Below are 26,305 nucleotides of genomic sequence, written 5' to 3'. Positions count from 1 at the left end.
AAAGAAAACGGGGGATAATCCCCCGCTCTCATTTATTGCTATTGCTCTGCTATTACTTGCTCTGACATTGGTGAAGATTGCTGCTTAGAGAGCACCAAATAAATGGCAAACTGCGCCACTATTGCCACCAGCACAATCAAAGGAGAAGCCATTACCCCTGCAACAAGGAAGCTTGTCAGGGCGATAGCACCGTTGAGTACCGCATAAGGCAACTGGGTTCTAAAGTGCTCATACTGCTCACAACCCGCACCAGTGGAAGACAAAATAGTAGTTTCCGAAATTGGTGAACAATGGTCACCAAATAAACCACCAGATAGCACCGCACCGATACACACCAACAATGGCGCATCAATCGCGACTGCGGTTGGGATGACCAATGGCATCATGATGGCAAAAGTGCCCCATGACGACCCTGTGGCAAAAGAGATAATACCCGCCAATAGAAAAGCCACGGCAGGCAATAGCCAGTATGGGAAGCCAGCTTGTGCTTGCTCTGCAATGTAGGCCGCAGCGCCAAGCTCTTTACCGACAGAACTCAGTGACCACGCCAACACCAAGATCACCGCAACGGACATCATGTTCGACATCCCTTTCAGGTAAACCTGAATGCCATCAGAGAGCTTTCTCACGCCATAAAACGCCATCAAACTAATTAGGGTAATTGCAGCAAAGAAATACGCCGACGACAATGCAGCACGGAAGGTGGAGCCTGCCACTTTCTGAAATGGAAAACCGAGAGGAACCAATATTGAACAAAGCACAACTAGCATGACGAGAAGCGGTGCCCAAACAAAACTTGTTTTTGCATTTTTATGCTCAAACACATTCAATGAATCTTGCACTTTTCCAAAATCAGAACCTTGCTCGGCAAGCTGCTCAGCTTTCGCCATTGGTCCAAAATCCAGTTTGAAGAAAGAGACAATCGGCACAATCGCGATCGCTAAAAAGGCATAAAACTGGTAAGGAATCGCGCCAATAAAGGCATCCCAATCACTGATACCCACATCCAGTGCAGCAAACTCTTTTTGAATCAGGCTCATGATGTAAACGCCCCAACCGATGAAAGGGATCAGGATCGCCACTGGGGATGAAGTTGAATCGATGATAAAGGCTAGCTTCTGGCGAGAGACTTTCAGTTTATCAAAAAGAGGACGAAAGACAGGGCCGACAATCAACGGCGTACCAAGGTCTGAAAAGAAAATAACAACGCCGCCAAACCAAGCAGAAAGCTGTGCTTGGCATTTACTGGCAACCCACTGTGTGACCTTTTTAGCGAACGCCACGCCACCGCCAGATTTCTCCATCAAGGCAACAAAGCCACCAATGAAAACCAAAAGAAGGATGACGCCCGCGTTGTAACTGTCAGTCAGTTGCGGCAACAGGTAACTTTTCATCAGCGCGCTAAACGAATCGAGCGGACCTTTGTCGACGAATGTACCTTCAAGCATAGCCACACCACTGACGACACCGGCAAAAAGACCGACGACAACATTTCTTGTGGTTAGCGCAAGGACTAACGTAATAATAATGGGGATAAGGGAGGTAACTTCTGCCTGTTCCATAGCAATACCAATTTTAATATTTAAACACTAAAAATATATATACATTCAACCATCTCGCATGTATATATCTGCTAATAAAAAAGTTGAGATCTGCGTTCACACTTTTCAGGCATAAAAAAACCAGCCCGAAGGCTGGTTTTCAATTTGGTATATCTAACAGGAAATTATTCCCATTCGATTGTCGCTGGTGGCTTACCAGAGATGTCGTAAACCACGCGAGAAATACCGTCAACTTCGTTGATGATACGGTTAGAAACCTTACCTAGGAAGTCGTATGGTAGGTGTGCCCAATGCGCAGTCATAAAGTCGATAGTTTCTACCGCTCGTAGAGAGACAACCCAATCGTACTTACGACCATCGCCCATTACACCTACAGAGCGAACTGGTAGGAATACCGTGAACGCTTGAGATACTTTGTTGTATAGGTCTGCAGCGTGTAGTTCTTCAATGAAGATAGCGTCTGCACGGCGTAGCAAGTCACAGTACTCTTTCTTGATTTCACCAAGAACACGAACACCTAGACCAGGCCCCGGGAATGGGTGGCGGTAAAGCATGTTGTACGGAAGACCAAGCTCTAGACCGATCTTACGAACTTCATCTTTGAACAGCTCACGTAGTGGCTCAACAAGACCCATTTCCATGTCATCTGGAAGACCGCCCACGTTGTGGTGTGATTTAATCACGTGCGCTTTACCAGTCTTAGATGCAGCAGATTCGATAACGTCTGGGTAAATCGTACCTTGAGCTAGCCATTTCGCGTTTTTCAGCTTCTTAGACTCTTCATCAAATACGTCTACGAATACGTGACCGATTGTCTTACGCTTATCTTCTGGATCCGACTTGCCTTCAAGTGCTTTTAGGAAACGTTCTTCAGCGTCAACTTTGATGATGTTCAAACCAAATTGGTCGCCGAACATTTCCATTACTTGCTGACCTTCGTTTAAACGAAGAAGACCGTTATCTACGAACACACACGTTAGCTTGTCGCCGATTGCACGGTGAACCAGCATCGCTACTACCGATGAATCAACACCACCAGATAGACCTAGGATAACTTCGTCGTCACCCACTTGCTCTTTAATACGAGCAACCGCGTCTTCGATGATAGATTCAGAAGTCCATAGACGCTCACAGCCACATACACCAAGAACGAAGTTCTCTAGCATTTGTAGGCCGCCTTTCGTGTGCGTTACTTCTGGGTGGAACTGAACGCCGTAGTACTTCTTCTCTTCGTTCGCCATCGCAGCGTACGGACATGTGTCTGTCTCACCGACTTTCACGAAGTCAGCAGGAATTTCTACTACTTTGTCACCGTGGCTCATCCACACATCTTGAGTTAGCTCAAGATCTTTAAACAGTGCAGATTCACCAGAAACTTTAACTTGTGCGTAGCCGAATTCACGTTCAGTAGAACCCGCAACTTTACCACCTAGCTGCTCAGCCATAGTTTGCATGCCGTAACATACACCTAGTACTGGCACACCAGAGTCAAATACGTATTGAGGAGCGCGTGGAGAGTTGTCTTCCGTTACGCTTTCTGGACCACCAGATAGGATGATACCGTCTGGATTGAATTCACGAATATCCGCTTCTTCAACGTCCCAGCTCCACAGTTCACAGTAAACACCGATTTCACGTACACGGCGCGCTACTAGCTGAGTGTACTGAGAACCGAAGTCCAAGATCAGAATACGTTGGTCATGAATATTTTTAGTCATTTTGAGCAGTCTTATAAGCTAGGTTATTAAAACGGAGGCGAGTGTACTCGCCTCTTATTAATGCTTCAAGGAAAAAAGCAAACGTTTACGTCGGGTATATAGGTTTTATTTTTACAACAGTAAAAATTAACCGCGACGGTAGTTTGGCGCTTCCTTAGTGATTTGAACGTCGTGTACGTGTGATTCAGCCATGCCCGCACCTGAGATACGAACAAATTCAGCTTTAGTACGCATATCTTCAATCGTTGCAGAGCCAGTAAGACCCATGCTTGAACGTAGACCACCCATTTGTTGGTGTACGATTTCTTTTAGACGACCTTTGTATGCAATACGACCTTCGATACCTTCTGGTACTAGCTTGTCTGCAGCATTGTCAGACTGGAAGTAACGGTCAGATGAACCTTGAGACATCGCACCAAGAGAACCCATGCCACGGTAAGACTTGTAAGAACGACCGTTGTAAAGAATCACTTCACCCGGTGCTTCTTCTGTACCTGCGAACATTGAACCAACCATCACACAAGATGCGCCAGCCACGATTGCTTTACAGATGTCACCAGAGAAACGGATACCGCCGTCAGCGATAACTGGAATGCCGAATGAATTCGCCACTTCTGCTGCGTCTGCGATTGCTGTTACTTGAGGAACACCAACGCCCGTTACGATACGAGTAGTACAGATTGAACCAGGGCCGATACCCACTTTCACTGCACTAACACCCGCTTCGATAAGTGCTTTAGCACCAGCACCTGTCGCAACGTTACCGCCGATGATGTCTAGATCTGGGTAAGCAGCGCGAGTTTCGCGGATACGGTTTAGTACACCTTCAGAGTGACCGTGTGAAGAGTCGATAAGTAGAACGTCAACGCCCGCTTCAACTAGAGCAGCAACACGCTCTTCGTTACCAGCACCTGCACCAACGGCTGCGCCAACACGAAGACGACCGCGCTCATCTTTACATGCGTTTGGTTTACGCTCTGCTTTGTGGAAGTCTTTCGCAGTGATCATACCGGTTAGTTGGAACTCATCGTTCACAACCAATACTTTCTCAACGCGTGCTTCGTGCATCTTCTCTTGCACTTCTTCACGTGTTGCACCTTCTTTTACTGCTGCAAGGTTTTCTTTTGCTGTCATTACTGAAGATACTTTCTTAGAAAGGTCAGTAACAAAGCGCACATCACGACCAGTGATAATGCCTACAAGCTCATTGTTCTCTGTGATTACAGGGAAACCAGCGAAGCCGTGTTTGTCAGTCAGTGCAACCACGTCAGCGATTGTCGCTTCAGGGTTTACCGTTACTGGGTCAGAAACAACGCCAGCTTCAAACTTCTTAACTTTACGAACTTCAGCAGCTTGCTGCTCAATAGACATGTTTTTGTGGATAAAGCCAATGCCACCCTCTTGCGCTAGCGCGATAGCTAGACGAGCTTCAGTAACAGTGTCCATAGACGCTGAAATCATTGGGATGTTTAGGGTGATGTTCTTGGTCAACTGAGTGCGAAGATCAGCTGTGTTTGGGAGAACAGTGGAGTGAGCTGGCACGAGTAGTACGTCATCGAATGTCAGCGCTTCTTTGGCAATTCTTAGCATTTGCAATATCTCACAATTAGAGGAGTAGAAAGAACAATCCAATCTCATCGTTTCGCATAATGAGGGTAACCAATTTTAGGTTGTTGGCTACATTTGGATTAGATATTGCGGAGGGATTATACGGTTAACGCAATCGCTTGACCACAAATTTTTTAATTTTTTTCTTGCAATTACCCCCTTGCTATGTATTATATTGCCGCTAATTTCCATACTCACGTCTACGGAATTAGCTGTGCTCTCCCAGACCAATCAAAACATCTTCACTGTTTCTCGTCTCAATGCCGAAGTGCGTCTGCTGCTCGAAAACGAAATGGGGATCGTCTGGCTTGTCGGAGAGATATCCAACTTCTCAGCTCCCGTCTCTGGTCACTGGTACCTCACTCTTAAAGATTCTCGCGCTCAAGTTAAATGTGCCATGTTCCGTGGTAACAATCGTCGCGTCACTTTCAAACCTGCTAACGGCAATCAAGTTCTAGTTAAAGCACGCCTGTCTCTGTACGAGCCGCGTGGTGACTACCAATTGATTATTGAAAGCATGCAGCCAGAAGGCGATGGTCGTCTGCAGCAAGAGTTCGAAGCACTTAAGGTGAAACTGGCAGCAGAAGGTTTGTTTGCTCAAACCAATAAGCAGCCTTTACCTGAGCACCCAAAACGCGTTGGTGTGATCACCTCGAAAACCGGTGCCGCACTGTACGATATCCTGGATGTATTGAAACGCCGAGATCCTTCTCTACCCGTGGTGGTTTACCCAACCATGGTGCAAGGTGAAGAAGCAGCCATTCAAATTGCGCAGGCAATCGGCCGTGCAAACAGTCGTGATGAATGTGATGTATTGATTGTTGGTCGTGGTGGCGGTTCGTTAGAGGACCTTTGGTGCTTTAACAACGAAATCCTTGCTCGCACTATTGCTGCAAGCCAAATTCCGATCATCAGTGCAGTTGGTCATGAAGTTGACGTGACAATTGCTGACTTTGTTGCGGACATGCGAGCGCCGACGCCATCAGCGGCGGCTGAATTGGTAAGCCGCGATAACAGCCACAAAGATCAAGCTTTGGTGACTCGCCAACATAAGCTAGCCAGTGCAATGCGTTACTACCTAACGCAACAAAAGCAGCAATCAGCTCAACTGATGCATCGTTTGGAGCGCCAACACCCAAGCTATCAATTGCAGCGCCAGACACAACAACTTGATGAGTTGGAGATGCGCCTGCAACGCGCAATGCAACGATTCATCACGACACGCCAACAAGCGGTGGAACGCAAACATCATCGCCTACAACTGAACTCACCAGTAAAGCGCTTGACTGAGCAGAAGTCGAAGCTTGACCGAGTTGAGCAAAAATTGCTGGATGCGATGGACCGTAAGTTACTGACCATGCGCCATCAACTGGCAATTGCAGCGGAGAAGTTAGATACGGTAAGCCCACTGGCAACGCTAAAACGTGGTTACTCGATTACTCAAACTGAGCAAGGTCAGGTTGTTACTCAGGCGAAAGATGTGAAAACGGGCGACGTATTGGTCACCCGCTTATCTGATGGTGAGCTTCGCTCTACCGTTAACTGATTTTTTGAAACTCAAATCGAACTCGTGATTTCGATTTGAGTTCATTACAACTGTTGCAAAAGTAGTTTGCTGCACCACAAGCTTGTAGCTTTTCCAGTTCAGCGTCGCAATCTGGACAAAATCCCACTTTCTTATAATCCGACTCACACTTATTGCAATGGTATTGCCCTGTCCATTCCAATTCGATGTCGCATGTTGGGCAAATATTCGGTTGCATGGTTACCCCTAAAAAAACACAATTCATTGACTTACAGTCTAATCATAAGCCAGCTTAGTGCCTTGATCTTAATCACGCTCGTTTGGCGCGTTTGTTCTGATACATAGCAACATCGGCTTGTTGAATAAGCTGCTGTAATACTGCTCGCTCACTGGCAGTACTGCAAGCAGCACCAATACTGGCTTTTACTTTATACTCTTCAAGTTGACACACTTGGTTAAGCTCATCTTCTAAGCGCTCGACAAAAGATTGATAAGTATGCTGGTTTGGGAAACAGCAGAAACCAACAAACTCATCGCCACCATACCGCCCTATTACGGAACATGAGCGAAACGCCTGCTTCAAGTACTCAGCCACTAGCACCAAGACTTGGTCACCAGTCTCATGACCAAAACGATCATTGATGTACTTAAACTCATCAATATCAACAAAGAAACATCCAACCACAGCATTGCGACCACATTTACCGTTAATTTTTCGGTCAACTTCCGTCAATAACGCTCGTCGATTGAAACAGTGCGTGAGTGGATCTCGACTGGCATGAAAATGCAGTTGCTCTTCTAAACGATACTTCTCTAATGCTACCGCATACAAAGCAGCCAACATTTCGAGCACTTCGAGCTCATAGGCATGCGGTTCAGAGGGCGTATTGCTGTATACAGCGAATGTCCCCAATACATAGCCATCCGAAGCAATGATCGGAACAGACCAACAAGCCCGGAGTTGAGCCTGCTGAGTCAGTTCAAGGAAAGGTGCCCAGTTAACATGGTGATCGATATCACTGACAACGACGGTTTGCTTCAAAAACGCGGCAGCGCCGCATGATCCTATTTGCGGCCCAATCGCAACCCCTTCAATCGCTTGATTGTAGAAGTCAGGTAAATGCGGGGCAAATTCCAAATGCAATGTGTTGGTATCGGGGTGCAATCGTAAAATGGAAGCTTGCCTCTTCCCAAATAGGCGTTCACTTAACTTGATAACTTCATGGTTGAGACTATCGCGTTCCATTCCCAGAGCAAGCTTACCTAAAAGACGATTGACTGCTCGGTGAGCATCTAACAGTCTATCTTTGTCCATTGTGGTGTATTCACATCGTTATTATGTTTGTTAGCCTGCAATATAATAAATCTATAAATATGGCACAGGTAACTAAATCACAATATACGAACGCGACACTATAAAAGATCGTATGCTGATCTTCGGATATTTCCCTTTTGATCAGCGATCACCCCTTAAAAGAATATTTATATAACCACATACCGAAAGCATAAGTTACATATTCTGTCCTTCGATTTAAAACAGAACTAAAAACCACAAGATTAATTAAAAACCAAGTGAAACAGGATTTGATAAAAGGATCAAAATCTAAATTTAGCGTATTACATCGGTGTGCATTTCAATTGTCTGTGGGTCTATTTCCACCAATGTTACTTGGATAGAACCAAAGTCACTTAAATGGCTCGCATGCGTTCCCCCACAAGGGATGACCGCGATTTCACCTTCACCTAAATCACACTGCCAGTAACGTGAATCGGTAAGGTGTTCACCATGACAATCGATGGTGATCGCCATGTCTCTTTCTAGCCAATCTTCCAACAGAACATTCACCTGTTGTTCGATGCTTTTCAAGTCAGACAGCATATCTGCACTGTTTAGACCCCTTTTACGAAGAGTTTTGCCTAAACGATAGGTATCCAGACATTTATCCGGGGTAACAAAGCTGGTCTCTTGGGCGTAGCTATTGAAATCGTAATTACCGTGTGGGTCTTTGCGGTCAGCGTCTTTACGCCAATAGTTTTGCGCCAGCACCTTATTAAGCGCAAGGTATGCTATGTGCCCAGCGCTATGTCCACGGCTTAACGACAACTGGTACTCTTTGTCGACTTCCAATAATGCAGTATCATCCGCCTTAATAGCATCAGTTCGTGACAATACGTGCACCACCACAAACGCCCACCCTTCCGTATCACGTTTTACCGGAATAGCTTGGCCAACATATAACTCGCCGCTTGCTAGTTCTACAGCCCCCACTTGGCAATCAATCACATCAAAGCTCTTACCATGCACCGTCAGTGTGCCTTTATCTGCTGGGTGATCAGGCCAAATATGGCTAACGGGATGAAAAGGCGTGACATCAGTAACAACGTGGGTAGCTTCTGATGTAGATTGAACAAATTGTACGTGCGCTTCTAACTGCCAAGTTTGATGACAGAAGCGCGTCTTGGTAGCTGTGATGGTCATGGTCTTCATACTTCTAATACATTGCTTAGAGCAAAATTCTGCTTATAAAAAAATACCCAAGTCGAAACTTGGGTATTCATAAAACCTTAGGCGATTACTTGTTGCGGTTCTTCACTGCAGACATCATACGCTTGCGCTTACGCTCTTGAGATAGCGTTAGCTTGTTTGTGCGGTTCTCGTACGGGTTGTCGCTGTTCTGGAAGTTAATACGGATTGGTGTACCCATGATTTCCAGAGACTTACGGAAGTAGTTCATCAAGTAGCGCTTGTACGAATCTGGTAGATCGCGAACCATGTTACCGTGAACAACCACGATTGGTGGGTTGTAACCACCCGCGTGCGCATACTTCAGCTTAATACGGCGGCCACGAACCATTGGTGGTTGGTGATCGTCTGTTGCCATCTTCATGATACGAGTCAGAACAGAAGTACCAACACGTGTCGTTGCCGACTTGTACGCTTCTTGAATCGATTCGAACAAGTGACCAACACCTGTACCGTGAAGCGCAGAGATAAAGTGAATGCGAGCGAAGTCAACGAAACCTAAACGGCGGTCGAGTTCTTTCTTCACGTTCTCTTTCACTTCGTTATCTAGACCATCCCACTTGTTCACTGCTAGTACGATTGAACGACCAGCATTCAATGCGAAGCCAAGTAGACTCAGGTCTTGATCAGAAATGTTTTCACGTGCGTCGATAACCAATAGAACCACGTTTGCATCTTCTACGGCTTTCAGTGTTTTAACAACAGAGAATTTCTCTACTGTTTCGTTGATACGACCACGGCGACGTACACCTGCAGTATCGATCAATACGTACTCGCGACCATCACGTTCCATTGGAATGTAGATTGAGTCACGCGTAGTGCCTGGCATGTCATATACCACAACGCGTTCTTCACCAAGGATACGGTTAGTCAGTGTTGATTTACCAACGTTTGGACGACCGATAATAGCCAGTTTGATTGGCTGGTCTTGCAAACGCTTGAACTCAGCTTCTGCGTCTTCTTCGGTGTAATCCTCAACCGCTAGCTCTTCATCTTCAAATTCAGTCAGATCTTCAATCTCACCTTCTTCAGATTCACTTGCCAGTAGATCATCAAAGAATGGCGCTAATGCGCGTTCTAGCAATGCCGTCACACCACGACCGTGTGCTGCAGCAATTTGGTACATATCGTCAACACCAAGTTGCCAGAAATCGGCACAAGCTGCATCGGCATCAATACCATCGATCTTGTTTACTACCAGCATTGCTGGCTTTTCGATTTTACGCAGGTGCGCAGCAATTGCTTCATCCGATGGCGTTAAGCCAGCGCGACCATCAACAAGGAATAGTACTACGTCAGCTTCATCAATCGCAGCGAGCGATTGTTCTGCCATCTTCGTTTCTACGCCTTCTTCTGTGCCATCAATACCGCCGGTATCGATAACGATAAATTCGTGTTCTTCACCAAGGCGAGCTTGGCCATATTTACGGTCTCGCGTTAGGCCAGGGAAGTCCGCAACCAACGCGTCACGTGTGCGTGTCAATCGGTTAAATAGTGTAGATTTACCTACGTTCGGACGCCCTACTAGAGCAACAACAGGTACCATAACAACCTCTACAATAATCTTTCTTCTGTAGTTATAGGTAACGACTTGCTCGATGCCAAATCAAACCAGCTTTTTACCTATAACCACGTCAGGAATAACGGTTAATAAATAATAATTTCAAACAACAAAACGGCTCCTAACTGTTACCAGCCAGGAGCCGAATGTGAATTATATCACGATATTATTCGTTAATGGTTAGTTTCTTTACATCGCCATTGCGAGTTGTAATCACGTAACCATCAGACAATAACGTCGGACCAACAGCAAAACCACTGTCATCGACATATTGTTGTGCAACGAATTCGCCTGTAGAGCGATCGATCCAGTGTAGGTAACCCAATGTATCACCCACCACTAGGTAGTTATCAACGATAACTGGAGCAGTAAGCTGACGGTATTCCAGCTTGCTGTTTTCCCAAAGCTCAGTACCGCTGCGAGCATCAACTGCCACTACATGATCTTTCTCAGTGATCACGAAAATACGGCTACCATCTGTCGCGATATCGTTCGCCGATGAGTAGTTGCGCTTCCAAATTGGGTTTGCGCTGCGCAAGTCGATAGCAATAAGCTGACCGTTATAACCGATGGTGAAAAGAGTGCCACCTAGAACAACCGGTGAAGAATCTACGTCTACCAGACGATCGATTTCCGTTGCACCTTTTGGTGTACCTACTGGTTGTTGCCAAATAAGCTGACCACGTTCAACAATCGCTGCCGCCAGTCGGCCGTTTGCCGTACCCCAGAATACACCACCACCGATCGCCGTTGGCGTGCTATCGCCACGTAGCGTTAGGTTTGGTACTTCGGTACTCAGTGCCCAGCGTTGTTCACCCGTGCTTTCATCTAACGCAATCAACGTGCCACGGCTCGTGTTTACGATGATCATGCCCGAATCCGCAACCGGTCGTGCTAGAACTTCGCCACCAACTTCGATACGCCAAATGATTTCACCAGTTTCTTGGCTAAGTGCAATGACTTCACCATTTTCAGAACCGATGTACAGGTTACCGTAAGCGGCAGTGATGCCACCAGAAAGACGCGCAATCACATCTTCTTCTAGGTCAATTTGCCATTTTTGCTTACCGTTTTCTGGATCCAGCGCTTTAACTAGACCATCACGGCTTGCAACAAACAAAGTGTCATTTGCCACAACAGGCGACAGTTTTGAGAAATAGTGCCCTACGCCATCACCAATCGACGTCGACCATTTCGCGCTTGGCGTAAACTCGTTGTCTACCTGAGGTAGTGGAGCCATGACAATGGTATCTTCCTCGCCAGCACAACCAGCTAGGATTCCCACTGTTAATGCCCCTAACAAGGCTTTCTTAAAGACTCTTTTCATCCAATGCGGTCCTTATTTCGCCAAGTCGTCCAATTTCATTTGTAGCGTTGGGCTAGCGTCTGCAGCTTGTTGAGCTTCAGTGTACGCTGCGTATGCTGCTTCTTTGTCACCTTGACGAAGAGCGATATCACCACGCAGCTCAGCAATACGACCAGTCCATGCTGCATCAGTCACTTTTCCTAACTCAGCGTTTGCTGCGTCAAAGTTACCCATTTCAGCTTCAATGCGCGCAATACGGTAGCTGATAAGTGGAGATAGCGCGGCATCTTTGGTGTTGCTTTGAGCCCATTTCAGTTGCTCAAGTGCAGCAGAAAGATCTTTCGCATCCACTTGTACTTTCGCTAGTTGAAGTGCTGCAAGTACTGAGTACTCTTTAACTTCGTTTGAGTCGATGAACGCTTGAATGTCCGCTTGTGCGTCTGCACCTTTGGTTTGCAGAGCGTTCATTACTGTTGTGTAGCTTTGAGAAGCTGCTTCACTCGCCTGAATCACAGAATCCTGGTAGTAACGCCAGCCAAATAGACCACCTAAACCAACAACCGCACCGATGATGACGGCTTTGCCGTTTTCCTTCCACCAGTCTTTAATGGCTTCAACTTGTTGTTCTTCAGTATCGTAAAGTTCCACTTCCTGTCCTCTTAAAACATGTAAATGACAGCGAGGCTGCCATTGTTCCTATTTCGTCGAAAGGCTCCTATCTTGGGAGCCTTACTATTACGAATTAGGATTTAATCTTTAGCTTATTAAAAGACTTAAATCAGTGCTGCGATCTTCTCAGCAACTTCTGCTTGGTTGTAAGTCTCTTGCTCACCACCCACCAAGTCTTTTAGTACTACGGTGTTTTCTGCAACTTCATTTTCGCCCAGAACCAATGCTACTACAGCACCCACTTTATCTGCGCGCTTAAACTGTTTCTTGAAGTTACCACCACCGAAGTGGCTCATCACGCGAACGCCTGGAATTGCTTCACGAAGCTGTTCTGCTAGCTTCATACCCACCATCATTGTGCCTTCGCCTGCTGTCACAACGTAAACATCGACACTGCGACGAACGTCTGTTAGCTCTAGTGTTTCTAGCATCAGTACAAGACGCTCTAGACCCATAGCAAAGCCAACAGCTGGTGTTGCACTGCCGCCTAATTGTTCTACAAGACCATCGTAACGACCACCGCCACATACTGTGCCTTGAGCACCTAGGCTCTCAGTGATCCACTCAAATACCGTGCGGTTGTAGTAATCCAGACCACGAACTAGACGCTCGTTAACTGTGTATTCGATACCTGCAGCGTCTAAAAGTTCACATAGACCTGCGAAGTGCGCTTTAGATTCTTCACCTAAGTACTCAGAAAGACGAGGTGCATCACCTAAAATAGCCTGAACGTCAGGGTTCTTCGTATCCAGAACTCGCAGTGGGTTCGTGTGCATGCGACGCTTACAATCTTCGTCCAGCACATCGATATGTTGCTCAAGGAATGCAACCAGTGCCGTGCGGTAGTCTGCACGGTCTTCTTGAGAACCGATAGAGTTAAGCTCAAGACGAACATGCTCATTGATACCCAACTCACGCCATAGACGTGCTGTCATCATGATAAGCTCAGCATCAACATCCGGACCATTTAGACCGAACACCTCAACACCACACTGGTGGAATTGACGGTAACGACCTTTCTGCGGACGCTCGTGGCGGAACATAGGGCCCATGTACCATAGACGTTGTTCATCACGGTTAATCAGGCTGTTTTGAATACATGCACGTACACAGCCCGCCGTACCTTCAGGGCGAAGTGTTAGGCTGTCTCCGTTACGATCATCAAAGGTGTACATTTCTTTTGAAACTACATCTGTCTCTTCACCAACCGCGCGGCTGAATAGGTTTGTTTCTTCAACGATTGGCATGCGCACTTCGTTGTAGCCGTATGCGCTCACAGTACTTTTTACTGCTTTTTCAAGTTTCTGCCACAGCGGAGACTGAGTTGGAAGGCAGTCGTTCATGCCTCGGATTGCTTGGATTTTCTTTGCCACAATTATTACCGTCGCTTAGTAACCCGAGCACACTTAGCGTGCTCAAGCTATGAGATTAATCTTCTTGTTTGATATCGATGCGGTTAGCTTGGTCTAATACAGACGCTTTCGCACGGATTTTCGCTTCTAGCTGGTTCACTAGATCATCGTTGTCGAAACGCTCTTTCTGACGTTTGCCGTCTTCGTAGAATGCGCTCTTCTTGTTGCTTCCAGCTAGACCTAGGTGTGAAACCTCAGCTTCACCAGGGCCGTTTACGACACAGCCGATGATAGACACATCCATAGGTGTGATGATGTCTTCGAGGCGCTCTTCCAGTGCGTTCACTGTATTAATCACGTCGAATTCCTGACGTGAACAACTTGGACAAGCAATAAAGTTGATACCACGTGAGCGAATACGCAGAGACTTAAGAATATCAAAGCCAACTTTGATCTCTTCTACCGGATCTGCCGCCAACGAGATACGCAGCGTATCACCGATGCCTTCAGCCAAAAGCATACCAAGACCAACCGATGATTTCACTGCACCAGCGCGAGCACCACCCGCCTCGGTGATACCAAGGTGCAAAGGTTGGTCAATCTGTTTGGCCAATAGACGGTATGAATCCACCGCTAGGAACACATCTGACGCTTTCACACTGACTTTGAACTGGTCAAAGTTAAGACGGTCTAGATGATCCACGTGACGCATCGCCGACTCTACCAATGCCTCTGGCGTTGGCTCACCGTATTTCATCTGCAGATCTTTTTCCAAAGAACCGCCGTTTACACCGATACGGATAGGGATGTTTTTGTCACGGGCACAATCAACAACAGAGCGAATACGCTCTTCGTTACCGATGTTGCCTGGGTTGATACGCAAACAATCAACACCGTACTCGGCCACTTTCAGGGCAATACGGTAGTCAAAGTGAATGTCCGCAACTAACGGCACAGACACTTGCTGTTTGATGAGCTTAAAGGCTTCCGCAGCATCCATAGTAGGAACAGAAACACGTACAATGTCTGCACCCACTTTTTCTAATGCTCGGATTTGTGCGACTGTGGCTTCCACATCAGTCGTGCGAGTGTTTGTCATTGACTGTACTGCAATTGGTGCATCATCACCAATTGGCACATCACCCACATAAATACGCGTCGATTTACGACGAATAATTGGAGATTCGTGTTGCATAATATTTATAACGGTAAAGTGAATCTAGCTACTTTGCCTGAAGTATACCCAGAAAGGTCGACAGGTTCACTTGCAAATGTCATTGTGACGCCTTCAGGTGCGCCTAATATCACTTTAAACGGTGCTTTTCCGGCAAGTTCTACGTCTTGGCCCGGCTTACGAGTACCGCTTACTAACGTTTTGCCATTCGCGTCTTTGACTTGAATCCAGCAATCCGCTTTGAATTTCATAGTTAGCAGTGTCATGCCTTCTGGCACAACTGGGGCTGCTGGTTCTTCTGCCTCTTGCGCATCTTCAATCACCGCGACAGGTTCTTGAGTGGCTTCTTCTGTCACTTCTGCCGCTACTGCAGCAACGACTGGCTCAGTCACATCACCCGCCGCACTCATCGCCGTATCAGCTTCAGAAACCACGGTTAGCGCAGCCGATGCTGGCGCAATCTCAGCAGGAGTGCTGGCAATAAGCTCATCGGCACTCATTTGGTCGATGTCTGCATCATCAGCAACTTGCTCTGTTTCCGCAGTTTCTGCACTTAACTGCGCAAGGCTGTTTTCTTGTTGGTTCTGCCACCACCATGCCCCCGAAATACCGGTGATCACGATAGCAATCGCCCAAGTGAGTAACATGATGCGGCTGTTGTGTTTCTCGTGTTTGGTTTTACGAGAGAAACTCTGCATCTCTGTCTCTTGTGGCTTAACATGCACTTCAGATGTCTGCTCTAAAGCTGCCAAAACAATCTTTTCATCAAGGCCAACAAGCTTGGCATACGAACGCAAGTAACCACGTGTAAACGTTGTTACCTGTTGCTCTTCAAATCGATTGTTTTCAATGTCTTCAATAACAGAAACGCGAAGTCTAAGGCGATCAGCAACGTGCTTCTGAGTCATGCCTAGAGATTCGCGTTTGTTTTTAAGTAACGTGCCCGCTTCCATCGAAAGTGGCACTTCATTCGTATTTTCGTGTTCTGTCATAATGGCGGTATTTAATCTGTTTGGTGGCTAACGCAGTTATTTATTTTCGTTTTTGTTCTAATTAAGCCTTACTTAAAGATAGCTAGCCTAAACGCGTTAACCAAAATAATCTTTTAGAAATTCTCAGTAGTCAGAGTAAGAATGCTCGTTTTGCAATGGTTCAGCAAAGCGTATTGGAAAAATACTGAGAATAGTCAGTGTCGTAGTTTTATTTCACTTACCATGATAAGCGAATGTTTAACGAAGACAAAAACTCTTTGCTCTCAAATTAACAGATAGCTCAAGCTTTTGTCCAAAAATTGACACAGTAACGCGAAATAATCGCCGATACGATTGTCAGTGTCAGATTACATTCCACCTTCGAAAAACAAAATAGCCAGAGCAAAAGGCTCTGGCTATTTTTCTATTCTTTGCGAATTACACCGCTTTTACGTCGATGGTTTCTGCACCACGTGCTGCTTTTAAAGCTGCGGTACGTTTTGTGCGGTCAATAACATCACCAACCAACTGACCACATGCTGCATCGATATCATCACCGCGCGTTTTACGAACCGTTACTGTGTGCTCGTATTGCATTAGCGTTTTCTGGAAACGGTCAATGCGCGAGTTACTTGGCTTCTTGTAAGGAGAACCTGGGTACGGGTTAAACGGAATCAGGTTGATCTTACATGGGGTATCTTTCATCAATTCAGCCAATTCACGTGCGTGGTCCATGTCATCGTTCACATGATCAAGCAGTACGTACTCAACGGTTACTTTACCGCGGTTCGCATTTGAAGACTCAATGTAACGACGAACAGACGCTAGGAAGTCTTGGATATCCCAACGGTCGTTGATTGGCATGATTTGGCTACGTAGTTCGTCGTTTGGCGCGTGTAGAGAAATCGCCAATGCGACGTCGATTTTGCCCGTCATCTGATCAAGACCAGAAACCACACCTGAAGTTGATACGGTTACACGACGTTTAGAAAGACCGAAACCCAGATCATCAAGCATGATTTCTAGTGCTGGGATTAGGTTCTTCATGTTAAGAAGTGGCTCACCCATGCCCATCATCACTACGTTAGTGATTGGACGACGGCCTGTTTCTTTCTGCAAACCGATTTCACGTGCTGCACGCCATACCTGACCAATGATTTCAGATACTTTTAGGTTACGGTTGAAGCCCTGTTGTGCTGTTGAACAGAACTTACATTCCAACGCGCAACCTACCTGAGAAGACACACATAAGGTTGCACGGTCATCTTCTGGGATGTAAACCGTTTCTACGTCTTGGTCACCTACCTTCATCGCCCACTTGATTGTGCCGTCTGAAGAGTGCTGAGCTTCTGCTACTGTAGGTGCTTTGATTTCACACTTGTGCTGCAGTTTTTCACGTAGCTTCTTGTTGATGTTCGTCATGTTGTCGAAGTCATCAACACCGAAATGGTAGATCCACTTCATAACCTGATCAGCACGGAACGCTTTTTCGCCTAGCTCATCCGCGAAAAATTGACGCATGCCCTTGCGATCAAAGTCGAGTAGATTGATTTTTTCAGTGGTCATGTTGCCTCTCAATGACTGAAACAAGAATAAGGGCGCGAATTGTACAGCCTTTATGCAGCTACAACAAGGGCTGTAAGACCCTGACTTCGCTAAGGCATTAAAATCTTAGTGATTAAATTTTAGCCAATTATTCTTCTTCACTCTTTCTGAGTAACGGATAATAAAAAGCCCCGGAAAAAACCGAGGCTTGGTAATCAAACTAGTACAAGATTAACGAGGGCAAATCTCTGACTCTGGGAAGAAAAACTCTATTTCACGAGCCGCTGATTCAGGACTGTCTGAACCATGAACAGAGTTATGACGCATGCTCAGTGCGTAATCAGCACGGATTGTACCGCATGCCGCTTCTTCTGGGTTTGTTTTGCCCATTAGCTCACGATAACGAGCGATTGCATCTTCACCTTCAAGAACCTGAACCATGATAGGGCCAGATGTCATGAACTCTTTCAGTGCAGGGAAAAAAGGTTTGCCTTCATGTTCTGCGTAAAAACCGCTCGCCTGTTCTTCTGTCAGATGAACCATTTTTGCAGCAACAATACGCAGACCCGCCTTTTCGATACGGTGGTAGATTTCACCAATCAGATTGCGTTCTACAGCGTCAGGCTTAACAATTGAAAACGTTCTTTCTAGAGCCATAAGGTTTCCTTTTTGTACTTGTAATAATAGTTTTATATGAGTGACTTGCGTCTCTCTAAGTTATACCAGTACAGACAGGGGGTCTGCACTGGTAAAAGTGTTATTTTGCGGCTTGTTCGTTCAGGAAACGAGCAAGTGTGCGTACACCCATGCCTGTCGCGCCAGCAGCCCATTTATCAGACGCTGACTTACGGTACGTGCCTGAGCAGTCAAAGTGCAACCAACCTTTCTTGTAATCTTCAACAAAGTAAGACAAGAATGCCGCCGCTGTACTTGCGCCTGGCGAGTAATCACCAGAACTGATGTTAGATAGGTCAGCAAAGTTTGATGGCAGCATGCCACGGTGGAAATCAGCAAGAGGCAGTGGCCATAGACCTTCTTTCTCTTGATTTGCCGCCGTTAGCGCTTGATGTGAAAGCTCATCATCAAAGCTCATCAGTGCATGGTAGTCATTACCTAGTGCATTCTTCGCTGCGCCCGTAAGGGTTGCACAGTCAATGATCAGCTCAGGGTTCTGCTCACTTGCGTAGATAAGACCATCAGCAAGAACCAAACGACCTTCTGCGTCAGTGTTCATAATTTCTACTGTCTTACCGTTTTTGTAAGTGATGATGTCGCCAAGTTTAAGTGCACGACCCGAAACCATGTTTTCTGCACAGCAAAGGATCAGCTTCACGCGCTTATTAAGACCGCGAAGAATAGCAAGACCAAGACCGCCGGTAATCGTACCTGAACCGCCCATATCCGCTTTCATTGCTGTCATGAAGTTTGATGGCTTAAGGCTGTAACCGCCTGAATCAAAGGTGATGCCTTTACCCACTAGACACGCAAACACTGGTGCGTTTTCATCGCCTGTTGGGTTGTAATCAAGTTGCAGCATTGCTGATGTGCGCTCAGAGCCGCGACCCACTGCATAAATGCCTTCCCAACCTTCTGACAACAGGTCTTTATCTTTAACGATACGAGCCGTTACTGTACCTTGTGGTGCGATTGATTTGATGAATTCAGCCGCCATGGTTGCCAATTGACGTGGCGCCACTTCTTCAGCTGTTTTGTTGATGATATCGCGAGTAAAGTCCGTAGAGGTGATACGAGCGTGTAGCTCTGCTTGGTCTTGCTCAGAAAGCGCAACCCACTCTAGCGTGCCGTGTTTTTTCGGGTTGCGGTAACCTTGGTGGAATGCCCAAATGCTCTCCAAATCCCAGTTATCACCAGCAAGTAAAATTGAACGAATTCCTTGGCCATCGAGTTGACGCGCTGCACGTTGAATCGCACCAAGATCGTGACCTTCACCTAGGTGAATGGTTGTGCCATTCTCAGCGAAAGAAAGCAGCGCTTTGTCGCCCCAATGTGGTGCCGCTGGTTCTTGGCTTAGAAATACAGACATCTGTGTAGACATGGTTTCTCCTTGTCTTATAACGGCGTTGCCTACGCCTCTTCTTTTTTAATAACTACCGGATGTTAGCATTATGTAGGGTAAAAATGTCAACTTGATAAAAAAACGGACCTTAAGGTCCGCTTTTTTTAGTGAGAATTGTTAACTCTGCTGCGTTTTACCGCCGAATCGAGCATTAATCCGCTTCGTCCATCCAACACAAGATGACCGATTCTAGAATCTTTTCATTACAATGGTTTGGCTCATCGTCAAACTCATCCAATTCCATGATCCATTGGTGAAGATCGGTAAAACGTACGGTTTTAGGATCTAAGTCGGGAAACTTGTCACAAAGCTCAATCGCAATATCGCGAGAATCTGTCCATTTCATTGCTCGTCTTCCTTTTGCTTCGCCCCTATATTGGGGAGATAGTATTAGTGATCTTCCGACGCGTGGTTTAGCGTGTATTTTGGAATCTCAACAACCAAATCTTCATCCGCTACTTTTGCTTGGCAACCAAGACGAGATTCAGGCTCAAGACCCCATGCTTTATCCAGCATGTCATCTTCTAGCTCTTCACTCTCTTCTAGCGAATCAAAACCTTCACGAATGATCACGTGGCAAGTCGTACATGCACATGACTTCTCACATGCGTGTTCAATACCAATGCCATTTTTTAGCGCAACGTCTAGAACGGTGTCACCAGTGTTTGCTTCCAACACTGCACCCTCTGGGCACAAATCTTCGTGTGGTAATACAATAATCTTAGGCATAACTACTTATCTCTTATATATCATTAACTGACTGACCTGACAGTGCAGCTCGAATCGATTTATCCATACGGCGCGACGCAAAATCTTGGCTTGCTTTGTCGGTGTCTTTGATGCCTTGCTCGATGGCGTCTGCATCTTCGCCGTTGCGCAGTTCAATCAGCGCTTCAATCACTTTAACTAGGTCTTGTTTCTCTTGGTCTGATAGTAGTTCATCACCATCAGCTTGCATCGCCGCAATCAAGCCTTCAATCACACGATCCGCTTCTACGCGCTGCTCAGCCAACGCACGAGCCTGCATATCTTCTTTCGCGTAAGTCATCGAGTCACGAAGCATGTTTGCAACTTCATCATCGCTTAGGCCGTAAGAAGGTTTCACTTGGATTTCAGCCTGAACACCCGTGCTCTTTTCCATCGCGGTGACAGACAATAGACCATCAGCGTCCACTTGGTACGTCACGCGAATGTGCGCAGCACCTGCCGCCATTGGTGGAATGCCTTTCAATGAGAAACGAGCCAATGAGCGGCAGTCATCCACCATTTCGCGCTCACCTTGTACGGTGTGAACGCTCATTGCTGTTTGACCATCTTTGAACGTCGTAAATTCTTGTGCGCGGGCCACAGGGATGGTGGTGTTACGTGGAATGATTTTCTCAACCAAACCACCCATGGTTTCAATACCAAGGGACAAAGGAATAACGTCCAGAAGCAACATTTCCGAATCAGGCTTATTGCCCGCTAGGATGTCTGCTTGAATACCTGCGCCGATTGCAACTACTTCATCTGGGTTAATGCTTGTCAGTGGTGTGCGGCCGAAGAATTCGCCAACCATTTCACGTACAAGCAATGTGCGAGTTGAACCGCCAACCATAACCGCTTCAAGTACATCTTCCGCATCCACATCCGCATCTTTCAGTGCACGGCGACAAGACATCAAAGTTTTCTTCACTAGCGGACGAATCAGATCTTCGAACTGCTCGCGAGTCACTGAGCCTTTCCAGCCAAATACATCAACATCAACGCTGTCTTGCTCAGAAAAAGCAATCTTAGTTGCTGTTGCAATGTTCAGTAGTGCACGGTTTTTCTCAGCAGAAAGCGGCGCTTCTAGACCAGCCTGCTCCATTAGGTAATCCGCTAATAGGTGGTCAAAATCATCGCCGCCTAGCGCAGAGTCACCGCCTGTTGCTAATACTTCAAATACACCTTTCGACAAACGTAGGATAGAGATATCGAATGTACCACCACCTAGATCGTAAACCGCAATCACGCCCTCTTGACCAGAGTCTAGACCGTAAGCGATCGCTGCAGCTGTCGGCTCGTTAAGCAGACGCAGTACATGAAGACCCGCCAATTTCGCCGCATCTTTTGTACCAGCACGTTGAGCATCATCAAAGTAAGCAGGAACAGTAATAACCACACCAGCTAACTCGCCACCTAGTGTCTCTTCTGCACGTTTGCCTAGTGATTTAAGAATGTCGGCAGACACTTCAATCGGGTTCTTGTCACCTTGCGCAGTTTGCAGAATAGGCAGACCGTTGTCGCTTTCTTTAAATTGGTAAGGCAAAGATGGGTAGCGAGCTTGAATGTCTTTTAATGAACGACCAATTAGACGTTTTACCGAAATAATGGTGTTTTCTGGTTCTTGCTCTGCTTTTGCTTTGGCCTCGTAACCAACTAACGCCGTATCTTGTGCGTAGTTCACCACAGACGGCAAAATGCTACGACCTTGGTCATCTGTCAGTGTTTTTGCGTCGCCGCTGCGAACAGATGCAACCAAAGAGTTGGTGGTACCTAAGTCGATACCCGCTGCTAACTTGTGCTCATGAGGTGCCGAGCTTTGGCCCGGTTCTGCGATTTGAAGTAGTGCCATGATGGGTCCTTGTCGCGCTAACTAGCCGAGGAGTTTATCTTCAACCAGTTCAATTTCGTTCTTTAGCTTGGCAATGAATTTGAGTTTACGAACTCGGTCTGCAGCTTCCGCCCAAAGACCTTGGTCAAGTTCTTGTTCTACACTCGCCAAATGCTGTTTGTACATTTTGCTGACCTTAGAATCGAAGTCAAAAAGCGCTGATTCCGGATCAGAGCTGTCAGCAATGTCTTCCAGTTCTTCACGCAATTCCATTTGCTCCATTAGGAACATCGGGTCTTGCATGGTTTGTTGCTCACCACGAATTTCTGTGCCGTTTTCTGCCAGAATGTATTCAGCGCGAGAGATAGGATGCTTAAGTACTTGATACGCATCGTTGATTTGCGCTGCTTTTTGGACAGCCATCAAGCGGTCGCGCTCAGAGGCGGTCGCAAAATTGTCTGGGTGGAAGCGTTTTTGTAGTTCTCGGAACTGAGAAGAAAGAAGGCTACCATCCAGCTGAAACTGACTTGGTAGCCCAAATAATTCAAAGTGATTCATTAAGATCGGGTCCTAGTAAAGCCTTCTGGACTCGTTTGTCCAGAAGGACAGTCAATTAGACGTTGAAGCTTTCACCACAACCACATTCACTTTTTGCGTTAGGGTTGTTGAATTCAAAACCTTCATTCAACCCTTCCTTCACGTAATCCAGCTCAGTACCGTCTAGGTATACTAGGCTTTTCTTATCAATGATGATCTTCACATCTGACAGTTCAAACACTTCGTCTTCTTCGTTTAGATCATCAACAAACTCAAGGACGTAAGCCATGCCGGAACAGCCTGTCGTCTTCACTCCAAGACGCAAACCGATACCTTTGCCTCGGTTATCTAGGAATGCTTTTACGCGACTTGCCGCTGATTCTGTCATTGTGATGGCCATACTGCACCTTAGTCTGTCTAAATTACGTTTGGATGGAGCATTTTAAGGGCTCCCATTATATACGGAATAATTATTCCTGGTGTTTTTTCTTGTAGTCAGCAACTGCTGCTTTGATTGCATCTTCCGCTAGGATTGAGCAGTGAACTTTCACTGGTGGAAGCTCTAGCTCTTCTGCAATCTCAGAGTTTTTGATAGATGCCGCTTCGTCGATAGACTTGCCTTTTACCCACTCAGTTACTAGTGAGCTTGAAGCGATTGCACTACCACAACCGTATGTTTTGAATTTCGCGTCTTCAATGATGCCTTCTGGCGTCACTTTGATTTGAAGCTTCATTACGTCACCACAAGCTGGTGCGCCAACCATGCCGCTACCTACTGATGGGTCTTCTTTATCGAACGAACCAACGTTACGTGGGTTCTCGTAGTGATCAATTACTTTTTCGCTGTATGCCATGATAAATTACCTCGAATCCTCTATTCAGTCCGTGAGATTAATGGTGAGCCCATTCAACAGTGCTCAGATCAACCCCTTCCTTGTACATATCCCATAGAGGAGACATGTCGCGTAGCTTAGTCACTGCAACGCGGATTTGTTCAATTGCGTAATCAATTTCTGCTTCAGTCGTGAAACGACCAAATGAGAAACGTACTGAGCTGTGTGCTAATTCGTCGTCTAGACCAAGTGCACGAAGAACGTAAGATGGCTCTAGGCTCGCTGATGTACAAGCACTACCAGAAGATACTGCTAGGTCTTTCAGTGACATCAGTAGAGATTCGCCTTCTACGAATGCAAAGCTCACGTTTAAGTTGTGCGGAACACGCTGCTCTAGGTCACCGTTCACCGTTACAGCTTCTAGATCTTTAACGCCATCTAGAAGACGGTTACGAAGTGCTAGCGCGTGATCGTAATCTTTTTGCATGTCTTCTTTTGCTACGCGGAACGCTTCACCCATACCCACGATTTGGTGAGTTGGAAGTGTGCCCGAGCGGAAGCCACGCTCATGACCGCCACCGTGCATTTGCGCTTCAAGACGGATACGAGGCTTACGACGTACGTAAAGTGCGCCAATACCTTTAGGACCGTATACTTTGTGCGCAGACAGTGAAATTAGGTCAACTTTCATTTCTTGAACGTCGATTGGCAGTTTGCCCGCAGACTGTGCAGCATCCACATGGAACACAATCTTACGTTCACGACATAGCTCGCCAATTGCTGCGATGTCTTGAATGACACCAATCTCGTTATTTACGTGCATGATTGAAACTAGAACAGTGTCTTCACGCATTGCTGCTTGAAGTTTGTTTAGATCAACCAGACCGTTTGATTCTGGCTCTAGGTAAGTCACTTCAAAGCCTTCGCGTTCTAGTTGACGACATGGGTCAAGTACCGCTTTGTGCTCTGTTTTACAAGTGATTACGTGTTTACCCTTTTTAGAGTAAAAATGTGCTGCACCTTTAATAGCAAGGTTGTCAGACTCTGTCGCACCAGATGTGAATACGATTTCGCGAGGATCTGCATTTAGAAGGTCAGCAATTTGCTCACGAGCAGTATCTACAGCTTCTTCTGCCTGCCAGCCGTAACGGTGCGAACGCGAAGCTGGGTTGCCAAATGTGCCATCCATTGTCATGTACTGAACCATTTTTTCAGCAACACGTGGATCTACTGGACATGTAGCGGAATAATCAAGATAAATCGGCAGTTTCATTCTCTACTCCAATGTAAAATGCTGACCGCTAAGAGCGGACGTTTACACCGATGGGCGCGGCGGTTGTATTTTTGTTTGAAAGCCCATGAGTTACCGCCAGATCAATGTCCTGACGGTCAGAAATTTCTAAAACTTCGTTGTCTGTCATTAGCTCACCGAGCGTAATGTTGTTCAAGAAGTCGCTAATACGAGAGCTCAGGTCACGCCATAGTGTGTGAGTTAAGCAACGAGTGCCACCTTGGCAATCGCCTTTACCTTGGCATTTGGTTGCGTCTACTGACTCATCAACCGCAGCAATCACAGTGCCAATGGCAATGCTGTGCGCGTCTGCACCAAGTCGGTAACCACCACCAGGACCACGAACGCTGGCTACAAGGCCTGCTTTACGCAATTTTGAAAAAAGCTGCTCTAAGTATGAGAGCGAGATACCCTGACGCTCTGAGATATCTGCAAGAGGTACTGGGTTTTGTTGCGAATGCAGTGCCACATCCAGCATGGCTGTCACCGCATATCTTCCTTTAGATGTAAGTTTCATACCACACCGTATCCACATGGTTTGTAATGATTAGGATTTTTCCATACCCGACTAAAACGGTCAAGTATTTATTTGACTATTTTAGTCAGGTATTCATCCTTACACCTAAAATGGTTATTATTTGTTCAGAGTTTCTTTTCGATCGCTGTCAAAACACCACGCAGAATATTCAATTCTTGCGCCTCTGGTCGTGCACGTGAGTACAAACGACGTAGTTTGTTCATCACCTGACCTGGCTGCTCTTTGTTGATAAATTGGGTATCAATCATCACCTTTTCAAGGTGCTCAAAGAACATTTCTAGCTCTTTATGGCGTGGGTACTCTTCAGGTTCACTTGGCGCGTATTGGCTTTGCTCTAGGTTGAGGTGTGCAACACGAACTTCATAGCTCAGCGTTTGTACCGCCATCGCTAAGTTGAGTGAACTGTATTCAGGATTAGCTGGAATGCAAACGTGGTAATGACACTTCTGCAATTCGTCATTAGTTAGGCCAGTTCTCTCACGGCCGAAGACTAGTGCAACAGGGTGTTTTTGGCCTTCAACAGCAAATTTCTCACCACATTCGCGTGGCTCAAGCATTGGCCATTCAAGTGTGCGTGAACGAGCACTAGAACCGACGACAAGACCACAGTCTTCAATGGCTTCCTCTAGCGTACTTACGACTGTTGCGTTTTGAGCAATATCACCAGCACCAGCGGCAAGAGCAAGAGTTTGGTCATCCACTTCACATTGCGGATCCACCAATACAAGTTGGCTTAAACCCATGACTTTCATTGCTCGTGCAGCCGAGCCAATGTTGCCTGAATGAGAAGTCCCGACGAGTACGATTTTTACTTGATCCAACATCTGTGTTTGCTACCTGAATTAAAACCGAGGGATATTATCATAATTTTCTAATACACCCTAGAGCGAAGCAGGTTTCTATTCGCATTCTCATCAATTGTTTTCCTCTCTATCGAGA

Annotated in this window: 25 protein-coding genes; 1 reads left to right on the top strand and 24 read right to left on the bottom strand. The window is 46.3% G+C overall.

Going from position 1 to position 26,305, the window contains the following annotated elements:
- Window positions 1-38: 38 nt before the first annotated feature.
- The 3 genes from KHO06_RS03040 to guaB all read right to left on the bottom strand — a co-directional run bounded on the left by KHO06_RS03040 (window position 39) and on the right by guaB (window position 4,870).
- The gene (locus tag KHO06_RS03040) at window positions 39-1,562 is read right to left on the bottom strand and encodes a Na+/H+ antiporter NhaC family protein (RefSeq protein ID WP_212582079.1); all 1,524 of its coding nucleotides are present in this window, start codon (window positions 1,560-1,562) and stop codon (window positions 39-41) included.
- Window positions 1,563-1,726: 164 nt separating this feature from the next.
- Window positions 1,727-3,280, bottom strand: coding sequence for a glutamine-hydrolyzing GMP synthase (gene guaA, locus KHO06_RS03035; RefSeq protein ID WP_045393184.1), 1,554 nt, complete (start codon window positions 3,278-3,280; stop codon window positions 1,727-1,729).
- A 126-nt stretch (window positions 3,281-3,406) separates the two neighbouring features.
- Entirely contained in the window at window positions 3,407-4,870 is a 1,464-nt protein-coding gene (guaB, locus tag KHO06_RS03030; RefSeq protein WP_045383352.1) for an IMP dehydrogenase, read from the bottom strand.
- 232 nt (window positions 4,871-5,102) lie between these two features.
- Between guaB and xseA the strand changes: the two genes are divergently transcribed.
- Window positions 5,103-6,434: an exodeoxyribonuclease VII large subunit gene (xseA, locus tag KHO06_RS03025; protein ID WP_212582078.1), complete on the top strand. Its 1,332-nt coding sequence runs from the start codon at window positions 5,103-5,105 to the stop codon at window positions 6,432-6,434.
- Here xseA and KHO06_RS03020 read toward each other — a convergent pair.
- From KHO06_RS03020 to trmJ, 21 genes are all read right to left on the bottom strand, one after another.
- Entirely contained in the window at window positions 6,427-6,651 is a 225-nt protein-coding gene (locus KHO06_RS03020; protein WP_010446190.1) for a zinc ribbon domain-containing protein, read from the bottom strand. The genes xseA and KHO06_RS03020 overlap by 8 nt on opposite strands.
- Before the next feature lie 72 nt (window positions 6,652-6,723).
- Window positions 6,724-7,728, bottom strand: coding sequence for a sensor domain-containing diguanylate cyclase (locus KHO06_RS03015; protein ID WP_010648365.1), 1,005 nt, complete (start codon window positions 7,726-7,728; stop codon window positions 6,724-6,726).
- 294 nt (window positions 7,729-8,022) lie between these two features.
- The gene (locus KHO06_RS03010) at window positions 8,023-8,892 is read right to left on the bottom strand and encodes an alanyl-tRNA editing protein (RefSeq protein ID WP_212582077.1); all 870 of its coding nucleotides are present in this window, start codon (window positions 8,890-8,892) and stop codon (window positions 8,023-8,025) included.
- Between the two features lie 94 nt (window positions 8,893-8,986).
- A complete protein-coding gene (gene der / locus KHO06_RS03005) occupies window positions 8,987-10,483 on the bottom strand; it encodes a ribosome biogenesis GTPase Der (RefSeq protein ID WP_038890727.1) in 1,497 nt (498 codons plus the stop codon).
- 181 nt (window positions 10,484-10,664) lie between these two features.
- Window positions 10,665-11,825 carry an outer membrane protein assembly factor BamB gene (bamB, locus tag KHO06_RS03000; RefSeq protein ID WP_212582076.1) on the bottom strand — a complete coding sequence of 387 codons (1,161 nt, stop codon included), beginning with the start codon at window positions 11,823-11,825 and terminating at the stop codon, window positions 10,665-10,667.
- Between the two features lie 12 nt (window positions 11,826-11,837).
- Window positions 11,838-12,452, bottom strand: coding sequence for a YfgM family protein (locus tag KHO06_RS02995; RefSeq protein ID WP_005424701.1), 615 nt, complete (start codon window positions 12,450-12,452; stop codon window positions 11,838-11,840).
- Between the two features lie 125 nt (window positions 12,453-12,577).
- Complete coding sequence (gene hisS / locus KHO06_RS02990; protein WP_212582075.1) at window positions 12,578-13,846, bottom strand: histidine--tRNA ligase; 1,269 nt, start codon at window positions 13,844-13,846, stop codon at window positions 12,578-12,580.
- A 55-nt stretch (window positions 13,847-13,901) separates the two neighbouring features.
- Window positions 13,902-15,020, bottom strand: coding sequence for a flavodoxin-dependent (E)-4-hydroxy-3-methylbut-2-enyl-diphosphate synthase (gene ispG / locus KHO06_RS02985; protein ID WP_212582074.1), 1,119 nt, complete (start codon window positions 15,018-15,020; stop codon window positions 13,902-13,904).
- A gap of 5 nt (window positions 15,021-15,025) precedes the next feature.
- The gene (rodZ, locus tag KHO06_RS02980) at window positions 15,026-15,991 is read right to left on the bottom strand and encodes a cytoskeleton protein RodZ (RefSeq protein WP_212582073.1); all 966 of its coding nucleotides are present in this window, start codon (window positions 15,989-15,991) and stop codon (window positions 15,026-15,028) included.
- A gap of 417 nt (window positions 15,992-16,408) precedes the next feature.
- Entirely contained in the window at window positions 16,409-17,536 is a 1,128-nt protein-coding gene (locus KHO06_RS02975; RefSeq protein ID WP_212582072.1) for a bifunctional tRNA (adenosine(37)-C2)-methyltransferase TrmG/ribosomal RNA large subunit methyltransferase RlmN, read from the bottom strand.
- Between the two features lie 210 nt (window positions 17,537-17,746).
- Window positions 17,747-18,172, bottom strand: a complete 426-nt coding sequence (gene ndk / locus KHO06_RS02970) for a nucleoside-diphosphate kinase (RefSeq protein ID WP_005532589.1) — start codon at window positions 18,170-18,172, stop codon at window positions 17,747-17,749.
- A 100-nt stretch (window positions 18,173-18,272) separates the two neighbouring features.
- Complete coding sequence (pepB, locus tag KHO06_RS02965; protein ID WP_212582071.1) at window positions 18,273-19,571, bottom strand: aminopeptidase PepB; 1,299 nt, start codon at window positions 19,569-19,571, stop codon at window positions 18,273-18,275.
- Between the two features lie 172 nt (window positions 19,572-19,743).
- Window positions 19,744-19,938: a Fe-S cluster assembly protein IscX gene (iscX, locus tag KHO06_RS02960; protein WP_212582070.1), complete on the bottom strand. Its 195-nt coding sequence runs from the start codon at window positions 19,936-19,938 to the stop codon at window positions 19,744-19,746.
- A gap of 44 nt (window positions 19,939-19,982) precedes the next feature.
- Entirely contained in the window at window positions 19,983-20,321 is a 339-nt protein-coding gene (fdx, locus tag KHO06_RS02955) for an ISC system 2Fe-2S type ferredoxin (RefSeq protein WP_005424889.1), read from the bottom strand.
- A gap of 13 nt (window positions 20,322-20,334) precedes the next feature.
- The gene (gene hscA, locus KHO06_RS02950; RefSeq protein ID WP_045455382.1) at window positions 20,335-22,188 is read right to left on the bottom strand and encodes a Fe-S protein assembly chaperone HscA; all 1,854 of its coding nucleotides are present in this window, start codon (window positions 22,186-22,188) and stop codon (window positions 20,335-20,337) included.
- Between the two features lie 21 nt (window positions 22,189-22,209).
- Window positions 22,210-22,725: a co-chaperone HscB gene (gene hscB, locus KHO06_RS02945; protein WP_005424897.1), complete on the bottom strand. Its 516-nt coding sequence runs from the start codon at window positions 22,723-22,725 to the stop codon at window positions 22,210-22,212.
- A 55-nt stretch (window positions 22,726-22,780) separates the two neighbouring features.
- Window positions 22,781-23,104: an iron-sulfur cluster assembly protein IscA gene (gene iscA, locus KHO06_RS02940; protein ID WP_005424893.1), complete on the bottom strand. Its 324-nt coding sequence runs from the start codon at window positions 23,102-23,104 to the stop codon at window positions 22,781-22,783.
- 70 nt (window positions 23,105-23,174) lie between these two features.
- On the bottom strand, window positions 23,175-23,558 hold the full coding sequence (iscU, locus tag KHO06_RS02935) for a Fe-S cluster assembly scaffold IscU (RefSeq protein WP_005424883.1): 384 nt from the start codon (window positions 23,556-23,558) through the stop codon (window positions 23,175-23,177).
- 37 nt (window positions 23,559-23,595) lie between these two features.
- Window positions 23,596-24,810: an IscS subfamily cysteine desulfurase gene (locus KHO06_RS02930; protein ID WP_038890722.1), complete on the bottom strand. Its 1,215-nt coding sequence runs from the start codon at window positions 24,808-24,810 to the stop codon at window positions 23,596-23,598.
- A 28-nt stretch (window positions 24,811-24,838) separates the two neighbouring features.
- Window positions 24,839-25,345, bottom strand: coding sequence for a Fe-S cluster assembly transcriptional regulator IscR (gene iscR, locus KHO06_RS02925; RefSeq protein ID WP_005381720.1), 507 nt, complete (start codon window positions 25,343-25,345; stop codon window positions 24,839-24,841).
- Between the two features lie 125 nt (window positions 25,346-25,470).
- Window positions 25,471-26,190, bottom strand: a complete 720-nt coding sequence (gene trmJ, locus KHO06_RS02920) for a tRNA (cytosine(32)/uridine(32)-2'-O)-methyltransferase TrmJ (protein WP_005424881.1) — start codon at window positions 26,188-26,190, stop codon at window positions 25,471-25,473.
- Window positions 26,191-26,305: the final 115 nt, after the last annotated feature.

Origin of the sequence: Vibrio sp. B1FIG11, assembly GCF_905175335.1 — a bacterium.
GTDB lineage: Bacteria > Pseudomonadota > Gammaproteobacteria > Enterobacterales > Vibrionaceae > Vibrio > Vibrio campbellii.
This window is presented reverse-complemented; position numbering and strand designations above follow the sequence as displayed.

Coding starts and splice junctions, on each gene's coding strand:
- KHO06_RS03010 (WP_212582077.1), bottom strand. CDS start 8,892: ATGACCATCACAGCTACCAAGACGCGCTTCTGTCATCAAACTTGGCAG.
- KHO06_RS03020 (WP_010446190.1), bottom strand. CDS start 6,651: ATGCAACCGAATATTTGCCCAACATGCGACATCGAATTGGAATGGACA.
- KHO06_RS02975 (WP_212582072.1), bottom strand. CDS start 17,536: ATGACCACTGAAAAAATCAATCTACTCGACTTTGATCGCAAGGGCATG.
- iscA (WP_005424893.1), bottom strand. CDS start 23,104: ATGGCCATCACAATGACAGAATCAGCGGCAAGTCGCGTAAAAGCATTC.
- iscU (WP_005424883.1), bottom strand. CDS start 23,558: ATGGCATACAGCGAAAAAGTAATTGATCACTACGAGAACCCACGTAAC.
- trmJ (WP_005424881.1), bottom strand. CDS start 26,190: ATGTTGGATCAAGTAAAAATCGTACTCGTCGGGACTTCTCATTCAGGC.
- der (WP_038890727.1), bottom strand. CDS start 10,483: ATGGTACCTGTTGTTGCTCTAGTAGGGCGTCCGAACGTAGGTAAATCT.
- hscB (WP_005424897.1), bottom strand. CDS start 22,725: ATGAATCACTTTGAATTATTTGGGCTACCAAGTCAGTTTCAGCTGGAT.
- fdx (WP_005424889.1), bottom strand. CDS start 20,321: ATGCCTAAGATTATTGTATTACCACACGAAGATTTGTGCCCAGAGGGT.
- guaB (WP_045383352.1), bottom strand. CDS start 4,870: ATGCTAAGAATTGCCAAAGAAGCGCTGACATTCGATGACGTACTACTC.
- KHO06_RS02930 (WP_038890722.1), bottom strand. CDS start 24,810: ATGAAACTGCCGATTTATCTTGATTATTCCGCTACATGTCCAGTAGAT.
- bamB (WP_212582076.1), bottom strand. CDS start 11,825: ATGAAAAGAGTCTTTAAGAAAGCCTTGTTAGGGGCATTAACAGTGGGA.
- KHO06_RS03015 (WP_010648365.1), bottom strand. CDS start 7,728: ATGGACAAAGATAGACTGTTAGATGCTCACCGAGCAGTCAATCGTCTT.
- pepB (WP_212582071.1), bottom strand. CDS start 19,571: ATGTCTACACAGATGTCTGTATTTCTAAGCCAAGAACCAGCGGCACCA.
- KHO06_RS03040 (WP_212582079.1), bottom strand. CDS start 1,562: ATGGAACAGGCAGAAGTTACCTCCCTTATCCCCATTATTATTACGTTA.
- iscR (WP_005381720.1), bottom strand. CDS start 25,345: ATGAAACTTACATCTAAAGGAAGATATGCGGTGACAGCCATGCTGGAT.
- iscX (WP_212582070.1), bottom strand. CDS start 19,938: ATGAAATGGACAGATTCTCGCGATATTGCGATTGAGCTTTGTGACAAG.
- ndk (WP_005532589.1), bottom strand. CDS start 18,172: ATGGCTCTAGAAAGAACGTTTTCAATTGTTAAGCCTGACGCTGTAGAA.
- rodZ (WP_212582073.1), bottom strand. CDS start 15,991: ATGACAGAACACGAAAATACGAATGAAGTGCCACTTTCGATGGAAGCG.
- hscA (WP_045455382.1), bottom strand. CDS start 22,188: ATGGCACTACTTCAAATCGCAGAACCGGGCCAAAGCTCGGCACCTCAT.
- ispG (WP_212582074.1), bottom strand. CDS start 15,020: ATGCAACACGAATCTCCAATTATTCGTCGTAAATCGACGCGTATTTAT.
- guaA (WP_045393184.1), bottom strand. CDS start 3,280: ATGACTAAAAATATTCATGACCAACGTATTCTGATCTTGGACTTCGGT.